The 17820-nt window shown below is 70.5% G+C and carries 16 protein-coding genes; 11 read left to right on the top strand and 5 right to left on the bottom strand.

Annotation, left to right across the window (positions count from 1 at the left end; translation table 11 throughout):
• Positions 1 to 106: 106 nt before the first annotated feature.
• Complete coding sequence (locus ACU4ZT_RS04530; protein ID WP_445338119.1) at positions 107 to 1183, bottom strand: aminotransferase class V-fold PLP-dependent enzyme; 1077 nt, start codon at positions 1181 to 1183, stop codon at positions 107 to 109.
• An 81-nt stretch (positions 1184 to 1264) separates the two neighbouring features.
• Between ACU4ZT_RS04530 and ACU4ZT_RS04525 the strand changes: the two genes are divergently transcribed.
• The 3 genes from ACU4ZT_RS04525 to ACU4ZT_RS04515 all read left to right on the top strand — a co-directional run bounded on the left by ACU4ZT_RS04525 (position 1265) and on the right by ACU4ZT_RS04515 (position 3247).
• Positions 1265 to 2221 (top strand): LysR family transcriptional regulator, encoded by a 957-nt coding sequence (locus ACU4ZT_RS04525; RefSeq protein ID WP_445338117.1) that lies wholly within the window; start codon positions 1265 to 1267, stop codon positions 2219 to 2221.
• Between the two features lie 127 nt (positions 2222 to 2348).
• Positions 2349 to 2684 carry a hypothetical protein gene (locus ACU4ZT_RS04520; protein ID WP_445338115.1) on the top strand — a complete coding sequence of 112 codons (336 nt, stop codon included), beginning with the start codon at positions 2349 to 2351 and terminating at the stop codon, positions 2682 to 2684.
• 125 nt (positions 2685 to 2809) lie between these two features.
• Positions 2810 to 3247: a MarR family winged helix-turn-helix transcriptional regulator gene (locus ACU4ZT_RS04515; RefSeq protein ID WP_063071994.1), complete on the top strand. Its 438-nt coding sequence runs from the start codon at positions 2810 to 2812 to the stop codon at positions 3245 to 3247.
• Positions 3248 to 3288: 41 nt separating this feature from the next.
• On the opposite strand, the gene ACU4ZT_RS04510 is transcribed toward ACU4ZT_RS04515, so the two are convergent.
• On the bottom strand, positions 3289 to 3855 hold the full coding sequence (locus tag ACU4ZT_RS04510; protein ID WP_270978994.1) for a GNAT family N-acetyltransferase: 567 nt from the start codon (positions 3853 to 3855) through the stop codon (positions 3289 to 3291).
• On the bottom strand, positions 3852 to 5351 hold the full coding sequence (locus ACU4ZT_RS04505) for a GH1 family beta-glucosidase (RefSeq protein WP_445338113.1): 1500 nt from the start codon (positions 5349 to 5351) through the stop codon (positions 3852 to 3854). Before ACU4ZT_RS04505 ends, ACU4ZT_RS04510 begins: the two co-directional genes overlap by 4 nt.
• A 237-nt stretch (positions 5352 to 5588) precedes the next feature.
• Between ACU4ZT_RS04505 and xylA the strand changes: the two genes are divergently transcribed.
• The 8 genes from xylA (at position 5589) to ACU4ZT_RS04465 (ending at position 15162) form a co-directional block, all read left to right on the top strand.
• Positions 5589 to 6782, top strand: a complete 1194-nt coding sequence (xylA, locus tag ACU4ZT_RS04500; RefSeq protein ID WP_053773879.1) for a xylose isomerase — start codon at positions 5589 to 5591, stop codon at positions 6780 to 6782.
• A gap of 739 nt (positions 6783 to 7521) precedes the next feature.
• Complete coding sequence (locus ACU4ZT_RS04495) at positions 7522 to 7902, top strand: galactokinase family protein (protein WP_445338111.1); 381 nt, start codon at positions 7522 to 7524, stop codon at positions 7900 to 7902.
• Positions 7899 to 9812 carry an alpha-galactosidase gene (locus ACU4ZT_RS04490; RefSeq protein ID WP_445338109.1) on the top strand — a complete coding sequence of 638 codons (1914 nt, stop codon included), beginning with the start codon at positions 7899 to 7901 and terminating at the stop codon, positions 9810 to 9812. Before ACU4ZT_RS04495 ends, ACU4ZT_RS04490 begins: the two co-directional genes overlap by 4 nt.
• 17 nt (positions 9813 to 9829) lie before the next feature.
• Positions 9830 to 11260: an ABC transporter substrate-binding protein gene (locus tag ACU4ZT_RS04485; protein ID WP_445338107.1), complete on the top strand. Its 1431-nt coding sequence runs from the start codon at positions 9830 to 9832 to the stop codon at positions 11258 to 11260.
• Positions 11257 to 12099, top strand: coding sequence for an ABC transporter permease (locus ACU4ZT_RS04480; protein ID WP_445338105.1), 843 nt, complete (start codon positions 11257 to 11259; stop codon positions 12097 to 12099). The genes ACU4ZT_RS04485 and ACU4ZT_RS04480 overlap by 4 nt, the downstream gene beginning before the upstream one ends.
• Positions 12096 to 12857, top strand: coding sequence for an ABC transporter ATP-binding protein (locus ACU4ZT_RS04475; RefSeq protein WP_445338103.1), 762 nt, complete (start codon positions 12096 to 12098; stop codon positions 12855 to 12857). Before ACU4ZT_RS04480 ends, ACU4ZT_RS04475 begins: the two co-directional genes overlap by 4 nt.
• The gene (locus ACU4ZT_RS04470) at positions 12854 to 13876 is read left to right on the top strand and encodes a glycosyltransferase family 2 protein (RefSeq protein WP_445338101.1); all 1023 of its coding nucleotides are present in this window, start codon (positions 12854 to 12856) and stop codon (positions 13874 to 13876) included. The genes ACU4ZT_RS04475 and ACU4ZT_RS04470 overlap by 4 nt, the downstream gene beginning before the upstream one ends.
• On the top strand, positions 13873 to 15162 hold the full coding sequence (locus ACU4ZT_RS04465) for an MFS transporter (protein ID WP_445338099.1): 1290 nt from the start codon (positions 13873 to 13875) through the stop codon (positions 15160 to 15162). The genes ACU4ZT_RS04470 and ACU4ZT_RS04465 overlap by 4 nt, the downstream gene beginning before the upstream one ends.
• Positions 15163 to 15839: 677 nt before the next feature.
• Here ACU4ZT_RS04465 and ACU4ZT_RS04460 read toward each other — a convergent pair.
• A complete protein-coding gene (locus ACU4ZT_RS04460) occupies positions 15840 to 16439 on the bottom strand; it encodes a helix-turn-helix transcriptional regulator (RefSeq protein WP_445338097.1) in 600 nt (199 codons plus the stop codon).
• A gap of 193 nt (positions 16440 to 16632) precedes the next feature.
• Complete coding sequence (gene mmsB, locus ACU4ZT_RS04455) at positions 16633 to 17820, bottom strand: multiple monosaccharide ABC transporter permease (RefSeq protein ID WP_063071982.1); 1188 nt, start codon at positions 17818 to 17820, stop codon at positions 16633 to 16635.

Raw genomic sequence — 17820 nt, 5'->3', positions numbered from 1 at the left:
CCCGGCTTATTCCCAGCCGGAAGAATTGCGTTCCCGCTCCCGCCAGCCGCTCCCGCCGGCCGCCTCCCGCCGGCCGCCTCCCGCCGGCCGCCTCCCGCCGTCCCCGTCAGCGCCGCAGCGCCCGGACCACCCGCTCCACGTCGTCCTCGTCGTTCCAGAGGTGGAACGCGATGCGCGCCCGGCCCGCACGACCGGAGGCGACGATCCCCGCAGCGCCCAGCCGCGAGAGGTCGGTCCCGTCCGCGTCCGGCCACGTCACGATCGCCTGCCCGCGCGGCTCGATGCCGAGGCCCGCGCTCACGAGGTCGCCGAGCTCGGCGTTCCTGCGGTGCACGGCGTCGAGGTCGAGGCGCGCGAAGAGGGCGATCGCCGGCGCCGCGCCCACCCACGCGCCGAACGCGGGCGACAGGTCGAACGCGCGCGCGTCCTCGGCGAGCGCCATGGCCGGTCCGTAGCAGGACGCCCACACGTCGGCGCCCGCGTACCAGTTGGCCTGCACGGGCACGAGGGTCCGGCGGTAGCGGTCGGACAGCGTGAGGAACGCGGCGCCGCGGGGAGCGCAGAGCCACTTGTAGGCGTGGCAGGCGGTCGCGTCGAAGAGGCTCGCGTCGACGGGCATCGCGCCGGCCGCCTGGGTGGTGTCGCACAGCGTGAAGGCGTCGTGGATGCGCGCGGCCTCCCGGATCGCGGCGACGTCGGCGACCCGGCCGTCCGCGGACTGCACGAGCGAGAAGGCCACGAGGTGCGTGCGCGGCCCGATCTCCCCGGCCAGCTCCTCGAGCGGCACGTGCCGGAGGACGACGCCGCGCGCCTCCGCCACCACGAACGGGTAGGTGAGCGAGCTGAAGTCGCCCGCGACGCACAGCACCTCGGCGCCCGCGGGGACGGCCGCCGCGAGCACGCTCACGAAGGCGGCGGTCTGCGAGCCGATGGCGACGGATCCGACGGGCGTGCCCACGAGCCCCGCGTACGACGCGCGCACGCCCTCGACGACGCCGCCGTAGCCGTGCGCGGTAGATCCGCCGGCCGACCACTGCGTGAGGTCGTCGCGGAGGCGGGCGACCGTCTCCCGCGTGGGCAGGCCCATGGTGCAGGCGGAGAGGTAGCCGGGGCCGGCCTCGAACAGGTCGCGGTGGTCCGCGAGGTCCGGCATGGCGGCGGGGGCGGGGATGGCGGTCGGCATGCCTCCAGCGTGACGACCGCGCATCCGCCGAGCAAGCCCTCTGACGGCATGAGACGCATAAGCGCCGGTTATGCTCCCCGCATGACGGATGCCCCACCCACCGGTCGCGACCTCGACTCGGCCTCGCTGCAGGCCGTGCACGCGCTCGCGGTCCGCGGAACCGTGACCGCCGCCGCCGCGTCGCTCGGCGTGAGCCAGCCCGCCCTCTCGCAGACCCTCCGGCGGCTGGAGGCCCGCATCGGCACGGCCGTGACGGCCCGCTCCGGCCGCGGCGTCGTGCTCACCGAGGCGGGGCGCGTCCTCGCCCGGCACGCCGCGACCGTCGTGCACGCGATGGAGCGGGCCGCCGACGAGCTCGACGACCTGCGGGGGCTCCGCGCCGGCACCGTGCGCGTGGCCGCCTTCCCCTCCGCCTCCTCGACGGTCGTGCCGCGGCTGCTCGGCGGGCTCGCCGCCGCGCACCCCGGCCTCTCGTTCGGCTACCTCGAGGCCGAGCCGCCCGAGGCCGTCCAGGCCGTGCGGGCGCGCGAGGCCGACGTCGCCGTGACCTTCGCCTACCCGGACGACCCCGACGACCCGGCGGCCGGCGCCCTCGACGGGCTCGACGTGCGGCCGCTCTGGCGCGAGACGCTGTGGGCGGTGCTGCCCGAGGCGCGCGCCCTGCGGCACCGCGGGCCGCTCGCGCTCCGCGACCTCGCCGACGACCGGTGGATCGCCGGCTGCGTCCGCTGCCGCCGCCACCTCGTGAGCGCGTGCGCCCGCAGCGGCTTCGCGCCGGCGACGTCGTTCGAGACCGACAACGCGGCCGCCGCCGTCGGCATGGTGCACGCGGGCCTCGGGGTCGCGCTGCTGCCGTCGCTCGCGCTCGCCACCGCGCCGCTCCCCCGCGGCGTCGTGCGGCGGCGGATCTCGGGGGTCGGCGAGCGCACGACGCACGCGGTCACGGCGCCCGGCGGCCTCGGATCCACGGCCGTGCGCGCCGCCGTCGACGCGCTGGCCCGGCTCCGCGTGGGCGACTGGGAGCTCCGCCGAGCCTGATCCGGCCGGCTGCCACCACGGCCGCGCGAGCCCCGCCACTGGCGCGATGTCGGAGGGTGTCCGTAGTGTTCGTCGGGTATGCCTCCGGCGCCCGCCGGCGGCACCACGACATGAGGGACGAGAGCGCATGCCGGTCGAGCCGGGCGACGAGATGCAGGACGAGGTCCAGGCCTCCGGCGGATCCACGGAGCGGCCCAACCGTCACCTGCAGCGCAGCCACTCGGAGCAGGCCCGGTACCTCTCGGCGTACTTCGGCTGGAGCCTGCACGGCGACGCCATCCGCTGGCACGGCCTGCTCGTGTCCATGTACGTGGAGGACCTGGCCGACACCATGGTCGCGCTCGGCTGGCTCGACCCCTCCGGCATCCTCTGGGATGCGGTGCCGGTCGACGCCGACCGGGCCGTCGCCGCGGTGCGCGAGCACCAGACCGCGCAGGGCTGGGTGCCGCCCGGCGCCCCCTGATGACGTCACCCTCCGTGCGCGCTGTGCGTGCGCCGACCCGCCGGGTCGCTCCTCCAGGACGCGAGTAGCGTCCGAGGGGATCAGGCCGTCGGGGGACGAGCTCCCGCGGGCGGCCAGGAGGACACATGACGGACCACGATGGAGCGCTGCTCGACCGCGACATGGGCCTGCTGCTCGCAGCGGCGTCCCGAGCGGTGATCTCGCTCTATCGGCCGCTCCTCAAGCCCTACCACCTCACGCATCCGCAGTACCTCGTGATGCTCGCCCTCCACGAGGAGGACCCCCGCCGCGCGGGCGACCTCAGCGAGGCCGTGCAGCTCACCCCGGGCACCCTGTCCCCGCTGTTCAAGCGGCTGGAGCTGCTCGGCTACATCACCCGCCAGCGCGATCAGGCCGACGAGCGCCGCCTCCTCATCGGGCTCACCGACCGGGGCCGCGAGATCCTGCCCGACCTGCTGCGCGTCGCCGCGACCGTGCACGACGTGGTGGTCGACCGCAGCGGCGCCGACTCGAGCGCCCAGGCGCGCCTGCGCAGCATGACGGACCTGCTGCTCGACGCCTGAAGGCCCGCGCGGCGGCCTCGGCGCGAGCGCTACCGGAGCGGTCAGCGCGCCCCGTCGACCACCCGCTGCCAGAGCGTGTGGTCGCTCCAGGTGCCGTCGACCCGCAGGTACCCGGCCGCCACCCCGATCGCGGCGAAGCCCGCGCGCCGCAGCACGTGCTCGGAGCCGACGTTGCCGACGAGCGTCGACGCCTCCACCCGGTGCAGCCCCGCCGCCCGGGCGATGCGCACGGCCTGCTCGGCCGCCGCGGTCGCGAGGCCCGCGCCCTGCCGGTCCCGGTGGATCCAGTAGCCCAGGCTCGCGCTCTGCGCGGCTCCGCGCTTCACGGCGAAGAGGTCGCAGCGGCCGATGACGCGGTCACCCTCCACGACGAGGTACGGCAGGCCGGATCCAGCGGCCCGCTCCGCCACCCGGCCCGCCAGCTGCGCGCGCTGGCCCGCGGCCGTGAAGAAGGCGTCCGTGCGGGCGGGTTCGAAGGGGCGGAGGTGCTCGCGGTTCTCCCGGTAGGCCTCGGCGAGCGCAGCGGCGTCGCCGATCCGCGCGGGCCGCATCACGATCCCGGGGGCCAGCGTCACGCGCTCGTCGGCGCCCGGCAGGGGCGCGCTCACGGGGCCGGTCGCACGTCCCGCTGCGGACGCGCGTCGGCAGCGGGGATGCGCCGGTCGGCGATCATCCGCGCGTACCAGAGCGCGCTGTCCTTGGGCGTCCGCTCCTGCGTGGCGTAGTCGACGTGCACGATCCCGAACCGCTTCGAGTACCCGAATGCCCACTCGAAGTTGTCGAGGAGCGACCACACCTGGTATCCGCGGAGGTCGACGCCGCGGGCCATGGCGCGGTGCGCGGCCGCGAAGTGGCGCGTGAGGTAGTCGATGCGCTCGGGGTCGTGCACGGCGCGCACGCCGTCGTCGCCCACGGTCACCTCGTCGTCGAACGCGGCCCCGTTCTCCGTGACCATGAGCGGCAGGTCCGGGAACTCCTGGTGCAGCGACACGAGCAGGTCCTCGAGGCCCTGCGGCTCGATGTTCCAGCCCATCGCCGTGTACGGCCCGGGCTGCTCGAGGAAGTCGACGTCGTCGGTGCCGGGGAACGGCGACGCGGCGACGTCGCCGTGGATGGAGGTGCCGCCCGCCGCGGACGAGCCGTCGCGCATCCGCACCCGGCTGGTGTTGTAGTAGTTGACGCCCAGCAGGTCGAGCGGCTGGCGGATCAGCTCCGTGTCGCCCGGCCGCACGAACGACCAGTCGGTGATGGCCGCGGTGTCCGCCATCACGTCGGCCGGGTAGACCCCGTTCAGCAGCGGGTCGAGGAAGACGCGGTTGCCGACGCCGTCGACCCGGCGCACGGCCTCCGGGCCCGTGTCGCCCTCGCCGCGGATCACGTGCAGGTTGAGCGTGATGGAGAACCGGGCGTCGACCGGCACGACCTCCTTCAGCGCCGCGACCGCGAGCCCGTGCGCGAGGTTGAGGTGGTGCACGGCCCGGAACGACGCCTCCGCGTCGGTGCGCCCCGGCGCGTGGACGCCGGCCGCGTAGCCGAGGTACGCCGAGCACCACGGCTCGTTGAGCGTCGTCCAGGTGCCGATGCGGTCGCCCAGCGCCTCGCCCATGATCCGGGCGTAGTCGGCGAAGGCGTACGCGGTCTCGCGGTTCGTCCAGCCGCCCTCGTCCTCGAGCGCCTGCGGGAGGTCCCAGTGGTAGAGCGTGGCGATGGGCGTGATCCCGCGCGCGACGAGCCCGTCCACGAGCCGCCCGTAGAACGCGAGCCCCTCCGGGTTCGCCGGCCCGCGGCCGGTGGGCTGGATGCGCGGCCACGCGATCGAGAACCGGTACGCCTCGAGGCCCAGCTCCTGCATCAGGTCGAGGTCGGACTCGAGCCGGTGGTAGTGGTCGTCGGCCACGTCGCCGGTGTCGCCGCCGAGCACCTTGCCGGGCGTGCGGCTGAAGACGTCCCAGATGGAGTCGCCGCGGCCGCCCTCGCGGACGGCGCCCTCGATCTGGTACGCGGCGGTGGCGGATCCGAACAGGAACTCGGGCGGGAAGTCGAGGCCGGTGCCCCGGTCGTCGGGAGCCGGGGTGCCGGTCGCGGCGGGCGATGCGTCGGTCATGGGCTGCGGACCTCTCCGTCGGGGCGATGGGGCCGGCGGATGCGCGTGCGCGCGGTCGACGACGACCTCCCGCCATCCTGCCGGGACGCCTCCCGCGCGTCCACCCGACCCGCCCGCGCCGCTCCCCCGGCTCCGCGTGCGCCCCACCCTCGACCCCGTGTCGACGTTGCGCGGCGCCCGCCCGCCGATTAGGTTGTAGCTAGCAACAAATCATCGACGACGCTGACAGGAGACACCATGGCGCTCACCCCCACCCGCGAGGACAAGTTCTCGTTCGGACTCTGGACCATCGGATACACCGGGGCCGACCCGTTCGGCGGCCCGACCCGCTCCGACCTCGACGTGGTCGAGGGCGTCGAGCGCATCTCGGAGCTGGGCGCCTACGGCCTCACCTTCCACGACGACGACCTCTTCGCCTTCGGGTCCACCGACGCCGAGCGCCAGAAGCAGATCGACCGCCTGAAGGGCGCCCTCAGCGACACCGGCATCGTCGTCCCGATGGTCACCACCAACCTCTTCTCCGCGCCCGTCTTCAAGGACGGCGGCTTCACCTCGAACGACCGCGCCGTCCGCCGGTTCGCGATCCGCAAGGTCCTCCGCAACATCGACCTCGCCGCCGAGCTCGGCGCGCAGACCTTCGTGATGTGGGGCGGCCGCGAGGGCGCCGAGTACGACTCCGCCAAGGACGTCCGCGGCGCGCTCGAGCGCTACCGCGAGGCCGTCAACCTGCTCGGCGACTACGTCACCGACAAGGGCTACGACATCCGCTTCGCGATCGAGCCGAAGCCCAACGAGCCCCGCGGCGACATCCTGCTGCCGACGCTCGGCCACGCGCTCGCCTTCATCGAGACCCTCGAGCGCCCCGAGCTCGTCGGCGTGAACCCCGAGGTCGGCCACGAGCAGATGGCGGGCCTCAACTTCACCGCCGGCATCATGCAGGCGCTGTACCAGGGCAAGCTCTTCCACATCGACCTCAACGGCCAGCGCGGCATCAAGTACGACCAGGACCTCGTCTTCGGCCACGGCGACCTGCAGAACGCGTTCTCGCTCGTCGACCTGCTGGAGAACGGCGGCGTGGGTGGCGGCCGCTCCTACGACGGCCCCCGTCACTTCGACTACAAGCCCAGCCGCACCGAGGACATCACGGGCGTGTGGGACTCCGCCGCGGCGAACATGCGCATGTACCTGCTCCTCAAGGAGCGCGCGCAGGCCTTCCGCGCCGACCCCGAGGTGCAGGAGGCGCTCGCCGCCGCCAAGGTCCAGGACATCTACACGCCGACGCTGAACGAGGGCGAGTCCTACGACGACATCCTCGCGGACCGCTCCTCCTACGAGGACTTCGCGGCCGACGAGTACTTCGACGCGAAGGGCTTCGGCTTCGTCCGCCTCAACCAGCTGGCGCTGGAGCACCTGATGGGCGCGCGCTCCTAGCTCGCCCCTTCACCTGCACGACCGGAGGGCCCGGCATCCACGTGGATGCCGGGCCCTCGGCCGTGGCGGGTCGGGCGGACCGGGCTCGGAACCCGCCCCTCAGCCGCGCGTCGCGGGCGGAGGGAAGAGCCGCTCGACCGGCGCCTCCACCTCCCGGGCGAGCGCCACCGCCAGGTCGACGGCCGGACGAGCGCCGGAACCCCTCGTCCACGAGCGCGGCGGGGAGCACCACGAGCAGGTCCCGGAAGACCGCGGCCGCGGCCCGGGCGGCGACGGCCCGCTCGACGCCGCCCGCAGCGTCGAGGACCTCGAGCCGGCGGGCATCACATAGTGCGAGTCTCCATCAGACCCAGGGTGCCTCGCAGATCGGCATCCGCGAGGAGATGCACGTCCCCGATGACCGCGAAGCCGCCAGCGAGCTCGGCAGGTGCGGTCGGGTTCTCCCCGCGATGCGCCGCACCGATGCGGTCTTCACGCCGATCCACGGACCCGCCCTGCTCACAGGCCGCACGCCCGCACATCATGAGGAGACGCATCTCAGGTGACGACACGCCACGACTGACGCCGACCGAGCGCGTCGAAGAAGGGCCGCTGGCGCAGCCGGGACGTGGCCGTCAGCGGTGGCTCTGCGACGTCCTCCACATGTCGCTCGAGCTGGCACGCCCACTGCCTGTAGGGTGCAACGTCAACACGGCTATCCGGAGAGAGGCTGCTTTGCGATGGAGCTGGCAGAAGGACAGTGAACCCGATCACGTCTCGTCGAACGGGCGACGCACCGGAGCCGATCATCTCGGCCGTCTCGGCACGTGGGATCACCGCCCAGGAGTCGGCGGAGAGACACTCGGAGAGCGCCGACGGAACCCGTGGCGTGTGGTCGGCTCCCGGACGCGTGAACCTCATCGGGGAGCACGTCGACTACGCCGGCGGGATGCGCGTGCCCGTGCTCCGCTCCGTGCAGGAGCGCGAGGTCAGGCGAGTCTCATCAGCGGCCCTCGCTCCCACTTCGTCGATCGAGACGATCGCGACCGCGGTCCGGGCCCGGTTCGGTGAGGAGACCGACTGGGCATCGCCGGATCTCTCCATCGGGACCCCGTCCGACGGCGCCGGGCGGCACCTGTGACGCTCCTCGAGAGCCGCGAAGACGGCGTGCTGACATGCGAGCCGATCGAATGTCTAGAGATCACGGTCACTGCCGGTCAGCATCAGGTGACGCGAGTGCTCGATCTGGTCCGACGAGGCGGGCTGCTCACCGCGGAGTCCCCGCACGATCCCGACGAGGACGTCACGATCGCCGTCCGCAGCGGAGAGCCGGACGAATTGATCTTCGAGGTGACGACGATCTCGGACATGTCGGACCTCCGAATCTCCTACGTCACGCTCCTGGACAACTTCGACCGGGTGGTCTTCCCCGATACCGGGCGGTGGTTCATGAACAGCCTCAGCCCGATATCGGCATGGCGTTTCCGCGAGACGACAGCGATCCGCATCAACTCGTTCGCCACCCCGGCGTTCGTCTTCGAGAACCTCGGCGGCAACGCTGCGTTCGCCATCGGCCTGCTCACCGGCACGCGAGAGATGGATGTCCGCGTGCACGAGCCCGCGTCGAACCGAGCACTCAACGTCCAACACCGTCGCTTCCGAGTCGAATACGAGCTCGGGGCCGTCGGGCCAGCGCTCGGCACCACCCAGCGTTTCGGGTGGGTGAGCACCCGTGAAGAGGGACACACCGCGTGGTTCGACGCGCTGAGGAGGTTCAGCCGTCTCGAACAGGACCGGCTGGCGGTCGCATATCAGCCAGATGCAGCCGCGCTCGCGACGTACTGGTGCAGTTGGGTGGATTGGAGCTCCGATCAAATGGACCGGAGGACCTTCACCGACAACGTCGCAGCGGGACTGGAACTCGGAGTGCGGCACTTCATCCTCGACGACGGCTGGTTCGGGCCAGGTCTCGACTCCGACTACGGCACCCCACTGAACATCGGCGATTGGCAGCCTGATCCCATCCGCTTCCCGGACATGCCGGAGATGCTCCGTGAGCTTCGCGCCGATGGAGCGAAGGTGCTCCTCTGGTGCGCCCCGCACGCGGTCGGGCCGGCTTCCCACTCATTCGGCGAGAACGCCTCCCTGCTCGTCGAGGACGACCGAGGCACGCCGATCGTCAACCCGACGTTGTTCTACTCCCTCTGCTTCCGGTCTCCGGAAGCACGCGCGAGGATGCTCGGCGTGGTCACCTCGCTGATCGACGCCTATGAGATCGACGGCTTCAAGTTCGACTTGTTCAACTGGCTCCCGGCAGAGGAGTGCGCCGGCGTCCACCACCTGCACGACACGGAGTCAGCGATGGAAGGACTCGTGCTGCACCTCGCCGAAGCCCGGCGCGCGATCGACGCCGTCGGACGACCGATGATCGTCGAACTCAAGCAGGACTACGCGTCACCTCAAGCCGCAGCGACGGGCACCGTGGTGCGGGCCGGTGATGCGCCGTACGCCTCGAAGACGAACCTCGAGCGCATGGTCTACATGCAAGCCCGCAACCTCCCCGCGTTGAACGACTACCAGACCTTCAGCCCGTCGGCCAGCGCGCAGGACGTCGCGCTGATCGGCTTGCGGATGATCGCCGGAGGCATCCCGTCATGGGGAAAGGACCTCAGGACGCTGACCTCTCCGCAACGCGCGACCATGAGTGCACTCCATCGTTGGTACGACTCCTTGCTAGCCCGTGGCCTCGGACACGGCCGCAGCTTCACGACCGACGGGACGGCGTCGATGGAGCTGGAAGACGGAACAGTCGTGATCCAGACCGAATCAGGCAGGGTCACCAGGTTGCCGCCGACGTGCGTCGCCCTGGTCAACTCGACGACCGACCACACCATCACGCTGTCCGCGGACACAGAACGGACGATCATCACCAGAATCGACGTGACCGACGGCTCGACCCGCTCCGTGGTCGAGGTGCTCCCAGCAGGCACGAGCGAGATCCCGCTGGCCACCGGCGAGGTCGCAGTGCTACGAGCACCCGAGGAACGATGAGGAAGCGACGACAGGCAATGCGGAACAGACGACTCCTGCGGGTACTGGCGATCTCCATCGGCATCGTGCTCGGCGCGACCACGATGACAGGGTGCTCCGACGACGACGGGACGGTCGAGGTGACCGTCGGCTACCAGAGCAAGACGATCAACACCGTCACGGCAGGGACGCTCCTCAAGGCGCGCGGCTACTTCGAGAAGGCGCTCGCCGCCGAGACGGAGAAGACCGGAGTGCGCTACGACGTGAGATGGGAGGACTACGACACCGGCGCCCCCATCACCGCGCAGATGCTCGCCGGCAAGATCGACATCGGCTCGATGGGTGACTTCCCGCTGGTCCTGAACGCTTCGCGGACCTACCCGCAAGCCGATGCCCGCACCGAACTCATTGCGACGACCGCGTTCAACATGGCCGGAGGCTTGAACGGCATCGTCGTGCCGTCGGAAAGCACGATCGAGGACGTCGCGGGGCTCCGCGGAGCGACCGTCTCGACCTCGGTCGGATCAGCCGGCGACGGCTTGCTCGCTCAGACCATCGATGCAGCAGGCCTCCAGCCGACGGACATCGACAGACAGAACCAAGCGCCGAGCGTCGGAGCGACCTCCTTGAAGGCCGGCAGCGTGGCGGCCTACTCCCAGTTCGCGCCATGGCCCGCACAAGAGGTGTGGAACGGCGACGGGCGCCTCCTCGTCGACGGGGCCACGACCGCGAACCCCACCTTCCACGGCGTCGTCGTCGGCGAGCAGTTCGCGAGAACGCAGCCCGCGGTCGTCCAAGCCTTCCTCCAGGGCATGAGCGAAGCGACGGACTACCTCCACGCCCAGCCGCTCGACGCGGCGAAAGAGGTCGCCGAAGCGACCGGCCTCCCGCTCGAGGTCGTCTACCTGTACAACGGACCCTTCGGCATCGCGAACTTCAACATGGCCCTCAAACCCGCATTGGTGACCGCACTGCAGAAGGATTCCGATTACCTGCGCAAGACCGACGGCACGATCGACCCGCACCTCACGTCCTTCGCCGACGATTCCCATCTGAAGCGCTTGTTCGGTGAGGACTACGCGCAGATGCTCGACTCCGACATCAACCAAGCAGCACCTGGAACGGTCCAGGAGGGCTGCGGCGATTCGGCCGGTGAGAACGGTCCGCCGAGTGCGATCCTCTGGAAGGGCGAAGCGGGAGCATCGTTCTACGGCACTCCGGGATGCCTGCTCGCTGCCGCGACGAAGGCGGACGCGGAGATCCGCGCCGCCTACGTGTCAGATGGATTGACCGGGACGCGCTGGTTCGCGGAGAAGAGCATCTGGACATACGACCCAGCTGCACCGACGGACAAGCGATGGGCTGCGTTCGCGACTGCCGAGAACGCCTCGAAGTACGCAGCCGACAAGCCCGAGAGCCGTCAATACACTTTCGCCGGCGCCGAGGATTTCTCGAGGGCGAGCGGATGAAGGCAGCATCACGAACGGCGATGATGCGACTGCCCGGCCGCACCGTTCCCACCCGTTCCCGCGCACGGTCGTCCAAGGACCTGCTGATCAGGGCCGCGACCGTCGTCGCCGCGCTGCTCATCTGGCAACTGCTGTCGGCTTCTGGCGTCAGGCTCTGGTTGTCGTTCGACAAACTGCCGACGCCGCTGACCGTCGCGGACGTACTGATCCGTCAACTCGGGACAGCGCTGTTCTACCAGGACGTGGCCGCGAGCTTGGCCCGGATCACGGTCGGATTCCTGCTCGCATGCGCAGTCGGCGTCCCGCTCGGGATCATGCAGGGCCGCAGTTCGACCGCCGACCGGACCCTCGGCACCCTCGTCGAGATCGCGCGTCCCATTCCCGCGATCGCATTGGTGCCGATCGCGCTCCTGCTGTTCCCGACCAATGAGCAGGGGATCGTCGCGATCACCTTCGCAGCCGCCGTCTTCCCGATCGTCATCAGCGCACGAGCCGCAGTGCGAACGCTGCCGCTCTCCTGGGAGGAGGCAGTCCAGACCATGGGCGGCGGGCGGGCGACCGTGATCCTGCGAGTCGTGCTTCCCGGCGCATTGCCGGGGATCTTCGCCGGATTCTCCGTCGGGCTGGGCGTGTCCTGGGTCTGCGTCATCTCAGCCGAGATGATCTCCGGTCAATTCGGCGTCGGGTACCGGACCTGGCAGGCGTACACGCTCGTCGACTACCCAGCGGTCGTCGCCGGCATGGTCGTCATCGGCGCACTCGGCATGATCACCACCGGATTGGTCGCTTTCGCCGGCCGACGATTGACCCATTGGGCAGAGCGCGAGGTCACATCATGAACGGAGCTGCGATCGAGCTGGAAGGGGCCACCGTCCGACTCGGTGGTCGGACCGTCCTCGACGACCTGTCAGCGACCTTCGAAGCCGGCCGCATCTCCATCGTCCTGGGGCCGTCTGGCTCGGGGAAGTCGACGATCCTGCGCGTCCTCGCGGGGCTGCAGCGTCTCACATCCGGCGACGTCAGGGTCGCCGACGAGCCGATCCTCGGACCGTCCGCAAGTCGGGGACTCGTCTTCCAACAGGACGGGTTGCTGCCATGGCTGAACGTCCGGCAGAACGTCGAGCTCCCGCTCAAGATCGCACGAGTGCCCAAGGCCCAGCGCACGGAACGCGTCACCGAGATGCTCGCGGAGGTCGAACTGTCGGCGCACGGAGACCTGCTCCCCGGCTCGCTCTCGGGTGGGATGAGGCAGCGGGCGCAGATCGCGCGCACCCTCGTGACGCGTCCCAGTGTGCTGCTGCTCGACGAGCCCTTCAGCGCTCTCGACATCAGGACCCGGGCGGCCTGCCAACAGCTGCTTCTCCGAGTGCACGACGAACACCGTCCGACGGTCGTCTTCGTCACTCACGACCTGGAGGAGGCCGACGCCCTCGGCGGGAGGCAGCTCGTACTCACCGGGAAGCCGGCGAACGGGCTGGTCGAGATCCCGGACTCGCCGAGTCGTGCGACCGAGACGGGAGCCGACGCGAACAGCGCCCATGTGCACCGTCTCAAGCTGCTCGCCCTCTTCGCTTCCGAGACAGGGGCCTCACGATGACCGACGCCGAATCGGAGAATCGAAGCGCGCAGCCCACCGCAGGGCTGCTCAGTGTCGTCGTCCCCGTCTTCGATGTGGAGTCGTACCTCCAGCAATGTCTCGAGTCGCTGGCCCGGCAGCGCGTTCCCCTGCAGGTGATCTTGGTCGACGACGGCTCCACGGATCGGAGCCAGGACATCGCCCGCCGATTCATCGCCGAGGACGACCGCTTCGAACTCGTGGTGAGCGACCACCGCGGTCTCAGCCGAGCCCGCAACCTCGGTATCACGGCGGCGGCGGGCGAGTACCTCGCGTTCTGCGACGCCGACGATGTCGTACCCGAAGGGGCCTACGAACGCGCCATCTCACTCCTCGAGGGATCGGCGGCCGACTTCGTCTCCGGGAACGTGCTGCGATTCGACTCCCAGAAGGTGTGGCCGCACCCCCGGTACCGGGAGGTCTTCGGGACCGACCGACAGGCGGCCCACATCACCTCGGTCAGAGACCTCATCCTCGACAGGATGGCGTGGAACAAGGTCTTCCGGCGTAGCTTCTGGAACTCAGCCGGTCTCGCCTTCGAACTGTCGGAATACGAGGACGCGCCGGTGATGCTCGCGGCGCACCTCAAGGCGCGAGCAGTCGTCGTGACGACACAGGTCGCCTACCACTGGCGCGTGCGTGATCGCGGTCCGCGATCCATCACGCAACGTCTCCACGAACCGGGGAACGTCGAAGCACGAATGCGGATGGCCGTGGAGAGCGCTGCAGTCGTCCGCGAATACAGTCCGAGCCTGCTGCGCGAACTCGGACACGATATGACGCTCGGCGACTTCACCGTGCTGCTCGACGCGATCAGACAGGCGCCCGAGGCCGACTTCAGCGCCGCCTCGACGCTCGCCGCCGAGTTCGTCGCCGAGCTCGACGCCGAGACGATGCTCTCGATGCCCGCGGCGAACCGAGCTGTCCTCGACGGGTTGCGTGAACGAGGGGTCCTGACACGATCCGCCGACCCGGCCCCGTCTCGACCAGAGGCGCAGTGAGAGCCGCCGCCCCGCCGACGACGACCTGGGGCCTGCTCCGGCACAACGTCGACTATCGCCGTGTCTTCTTCGCGCAGGTCATCTGCCAGGGCGGTGACTGGTTCACGATGATCCCGCTCATCCTGCTGATGCAGAGGCTGACGGGCAGCGGCGCTCTCGGCGCCGTCCTCCTCAGCGTCGAGACCTTCGTCATCGCCGGTTTGTCGTTGGTGGCCGGCTCGCTGCTGGACCGGTTCGACCGCCGGAAGATCCTGATCGTCTGCCTTCTCGGGTCGTCTCTGGCAATCGGGCTGCTCTTCCTCATCTCCTCTGCGGCGACAGCGCTGTTCGGGGTCGCCACCTATGCACTTCTCGCGGTCGGCAAGGCGTTCTTCACCCCGGCCGTGAACACGATCGTGCCCGACCTCGTCGAACGACACGGCCTGCTCGCAGCGACGACCGGTCTCGGATCCGTCTGGGGGGTGATGCTCGTGCTCGGCTCCACCCTCGGCGGCCTGGTCTCGAGCTTCGCTTCCCCGTACGTGTGCTTCGGCGTGACCTTCCTCGGCTACCTCATCGCCGGGTTGTCGTTGCTCAGGCTCCCGAAGCTCGGGCGCGCGGCGACCGACGTCCCTCGACTGCGCCTCTCCGCGTTCGTCAGCGACAGCCGTTCCGTGTTCCGGGCGGCGAAGACGAGTCGCATGATCGGTGCGCTGATCCTCGCCAAGCCCGGGACGAACATCGGCAACGGGATCCTCGCCGTCTTCCCCTCCATCGCCCTGATGCTCTCCAGCGGTGAGCCGGCTCTCATAGCGAGCTTCCTGTTCGCCGCCCGAGGCATCGGCGCTCTGATCGGTCCGATGCTCGCAAGACCGATCGTCCGCGCCGGCGTCCAGCCCAGGAGAGCGCTCTTGGCGACGATCACGCTCTTCGGCGTGGCCTACGCGCTCATGGCGATGCAGACGTTCGCCCCTCTCGCGATCATCCTCGTCATCGTCGCCCATGTCGGGGGCAGTGCCACCGCATCCCTGAGCAACTACGGTCTGCAGCAGGAATCACCCGCTGCTCTGCGGGGTCGGATCTTCGCCTTCGACAACATGTTCTCGATGCTCGCGATCGGGATCAGCCAACTCGTCGCCGCCGTCCTCATCGGAGTCCTTCCCGCCCCGACTCTCGTGCAGCTCTTCGGAGGCATCACCGTCGTGTACGGAATCGTCTGGTTCCTCTGCAGTCGGCGGGCCGAGAGCGAAGGAGGCGTCCGCGGCGCCGAGCCCGACCTGTCGCGGTCGCGAACCCGACCGACGTAGCTCCGCGATAGCGCTGAGCGAGACGACGCTCCGACTCGTCGGGGAGGGTATTGGCGAACCGGCGGCGAAGCCGTGTGAACGGAGCCCGGACGGCCGTGACCCACCTCGCCGAGTTCGAGGGCACGTTCCATGCTGGCCACGCAGCCGTCGATCAGCTGGCGGGAATCACATCGCGCGATGTCTCCATCGAATGCAGGGCGCTTCACGACCGCGAGGAGACCGCCCCACCCCGTGGACACCCGTCGATGACCCGGCTCATGTTCCATGGGGCTCTCGCGAGCACTCGCACGCGCTCCGAGGTGACAAGGCGCACTCGTCTCGAGCGATCCGCCGCCATCTCCGGACCGAGGCATCCGCGCGGTCATCCCCGAGCCGGCCGATCGCAAGGCCACCGACGTCGACGCGGCGCCAGAGGTGGGCGCCCATCCGCGTTCGACGCGGTCGACCACCGCGGCCGGAATGTCGCCGAACCCCGCTTCTGCCACATCACGCGATGGCGCGGCCTCGCCACCCGCTACGACGAGCACGCACTCCACCACCGAGCCGCGACCGTCCTGCACGGCATCATCGCCTGGACCCACGGATGGAGAGACACGCCCTAGGACGCGCACCGAGCACGACCGGGGGGCCCGGCATCCACGTGGATGCCGGGCCCTCCGTCTGCCTGTGCGCGGCGGTCAGGCCCTCGGCGGATGCGCCGGGAACAGGTCCTCCACGCGGACGCCGAGCTCGCGGGCGAGAGCCAGCGCGAGGTCGACGCCCGGCTCATGGCGGCCGTTCTCGATCGCGACGATCGTGCGATCGCTGACCCCCGTGGCCAGCGCGAGGTCCTCCGGCGCGAGCCCGGCCGCGGCCCGGTGGACAGCGAGGTCGTTCGTGCCCGGGCCGGGCCTCCCGCAGGCCCGAAGGCGTGCGATGTTCCGGAGGCCGTGGTCCGCGAGCGTGGCCACCAGCAGCAGGAGGAAGGTCGTGATCGGCGGCCGCTCGGGCTGCACCAGCTGGAGGAGCATGGCCGCCGGGATCCCGACGAGGAGGTCGCGGAAGACCGCCGCCTGGGTGGCGGACGCGATCGCCCGCTCCACGCCGCCGGGCGCGGCCGACCGCGAGCCCATCTCGCGCCGGCGGCGGATGACGAGGCCCACCGGACCGCTCGAGAGCACCACGAGGGCCGGGAGCACGGCGGCGACGGGGTCACGGCCATGCTGGACGGCGAGCACCACGGCGATCGTCGACACCCCCACGGCTGCCGCGATCCAGGGGATGACGCTCCTCGGCATGCTCCGCTCCCTCGCGCCTCGACGGGCCGCGCGACACGGCAGACGACGCGGCGGCGGGTGAGCAGGATGCTACGCGGACGCCGCCGCGCGCGAACGCCCTTCCCCCAGCCCGCGGCGCCGGACGACGGAGGGCCCGGCATCCATGCGGATGCCGGGCCCCTCCGTGCGCGTCAGCGCGGGTGATGCGGGCGGATCAGGTCGCGGACTTGGACCCGCGGCTCTTGTTGAACACGTCGAACGCGACAGCCAGCAGGAGCACGAGGCCCTTGATGAGCTGCTGGTACTCCGTGCCGAGGCCGAGCAGCGACATGCCGTTGTTGAGCACGCCCATGATCAGACCACCGACCATCGCACCCGTCACGGTGCCGATGCCGCCCGTGACGGCCGCCCCGCCGATGAACACCGCGGCGATCGCGTCGAGCTCGAAGCCGTTGCCGGCCGCGGGGAGCGCCGAGTTGCTGCGCGCCGTGAAGGCGATGCCGGCGAGCGCCGCCAGGAAGCCCATGTTCACGAAGAGCAGGAAGTCCACGCGCTTCGTGTTGATGCCGGACAGCTGCGCCGCGTTGAGGTTGCCACCGCGGGCGTAGATGTGACGGCCGAAGATGCTCCGGCCCATCACCGCCGTGTACACGAGCACCAGCACCGCGAGGATCACGAGGACGATCGGCGTGCCGTTGTAGCTCGCGAGCAGGTACGTGATGCCGAGCACGAGCACCGCGATGGTGGCGAGCTTGGTGAGGAACCAGGCGAGCGGCTCGTCCTCGAGGTTGAGCTTCACGCGGGCACGACGCTCGCGCACCGCGGACAGCACGAGGAACAGCGCCGCGATGACGCCGAGCGCCACGGTGATCGGCTCCAGGATGGCCGCGCGGTTCGTGGGGTCGGGCAGGAAGCCGGAGCCGACGGCCACGTACTCGTCCGGGAACGGCGTGATCGGCCGGTTCTCCAGCACGATCTGGGCGAGGCCGCGGAACGTGAGCATGCCCGCCAGGGTCACGATGAACGCGGGGATGCCGACGTACGCCACCCAGAAGCCCTGCCAGGCGCCGATGAGGCCGCCGATCACGAGGCTGGCGAGGATGGACGCCCACCAGGGCCAGCCCCAGTTGACGGCGAACACGCCCGAGACGGCGCCGATGAGCGCCACCACGGACCCGACCGACAGGTCGATGTGCCCGGCGATGATGATCATCACCATGCCGATCGCGAGGATCAGGATGTAGGCGTTCTGGACGACGATGCTCGTGACGTTGCGGGGCTCGAGGAGCGTCCCGTCGGTGAGGATCTGGAACAGCACCACGATCGCGATCAGCGCGATGAAGATGCCGATCTGCCTGAGGCGGCTGACGAGGAAACCCGCCACATTGCTGAGACTGGACAT

The sequence above is a fragment of the Clavibacter davisi genome, from assembly GCF_052751415.1.
The sequence above is the reverse complement of the archived record's forward strand: the minus strand, read 5'-3'. Positions and strand labels throughout refer to the sequence as shown.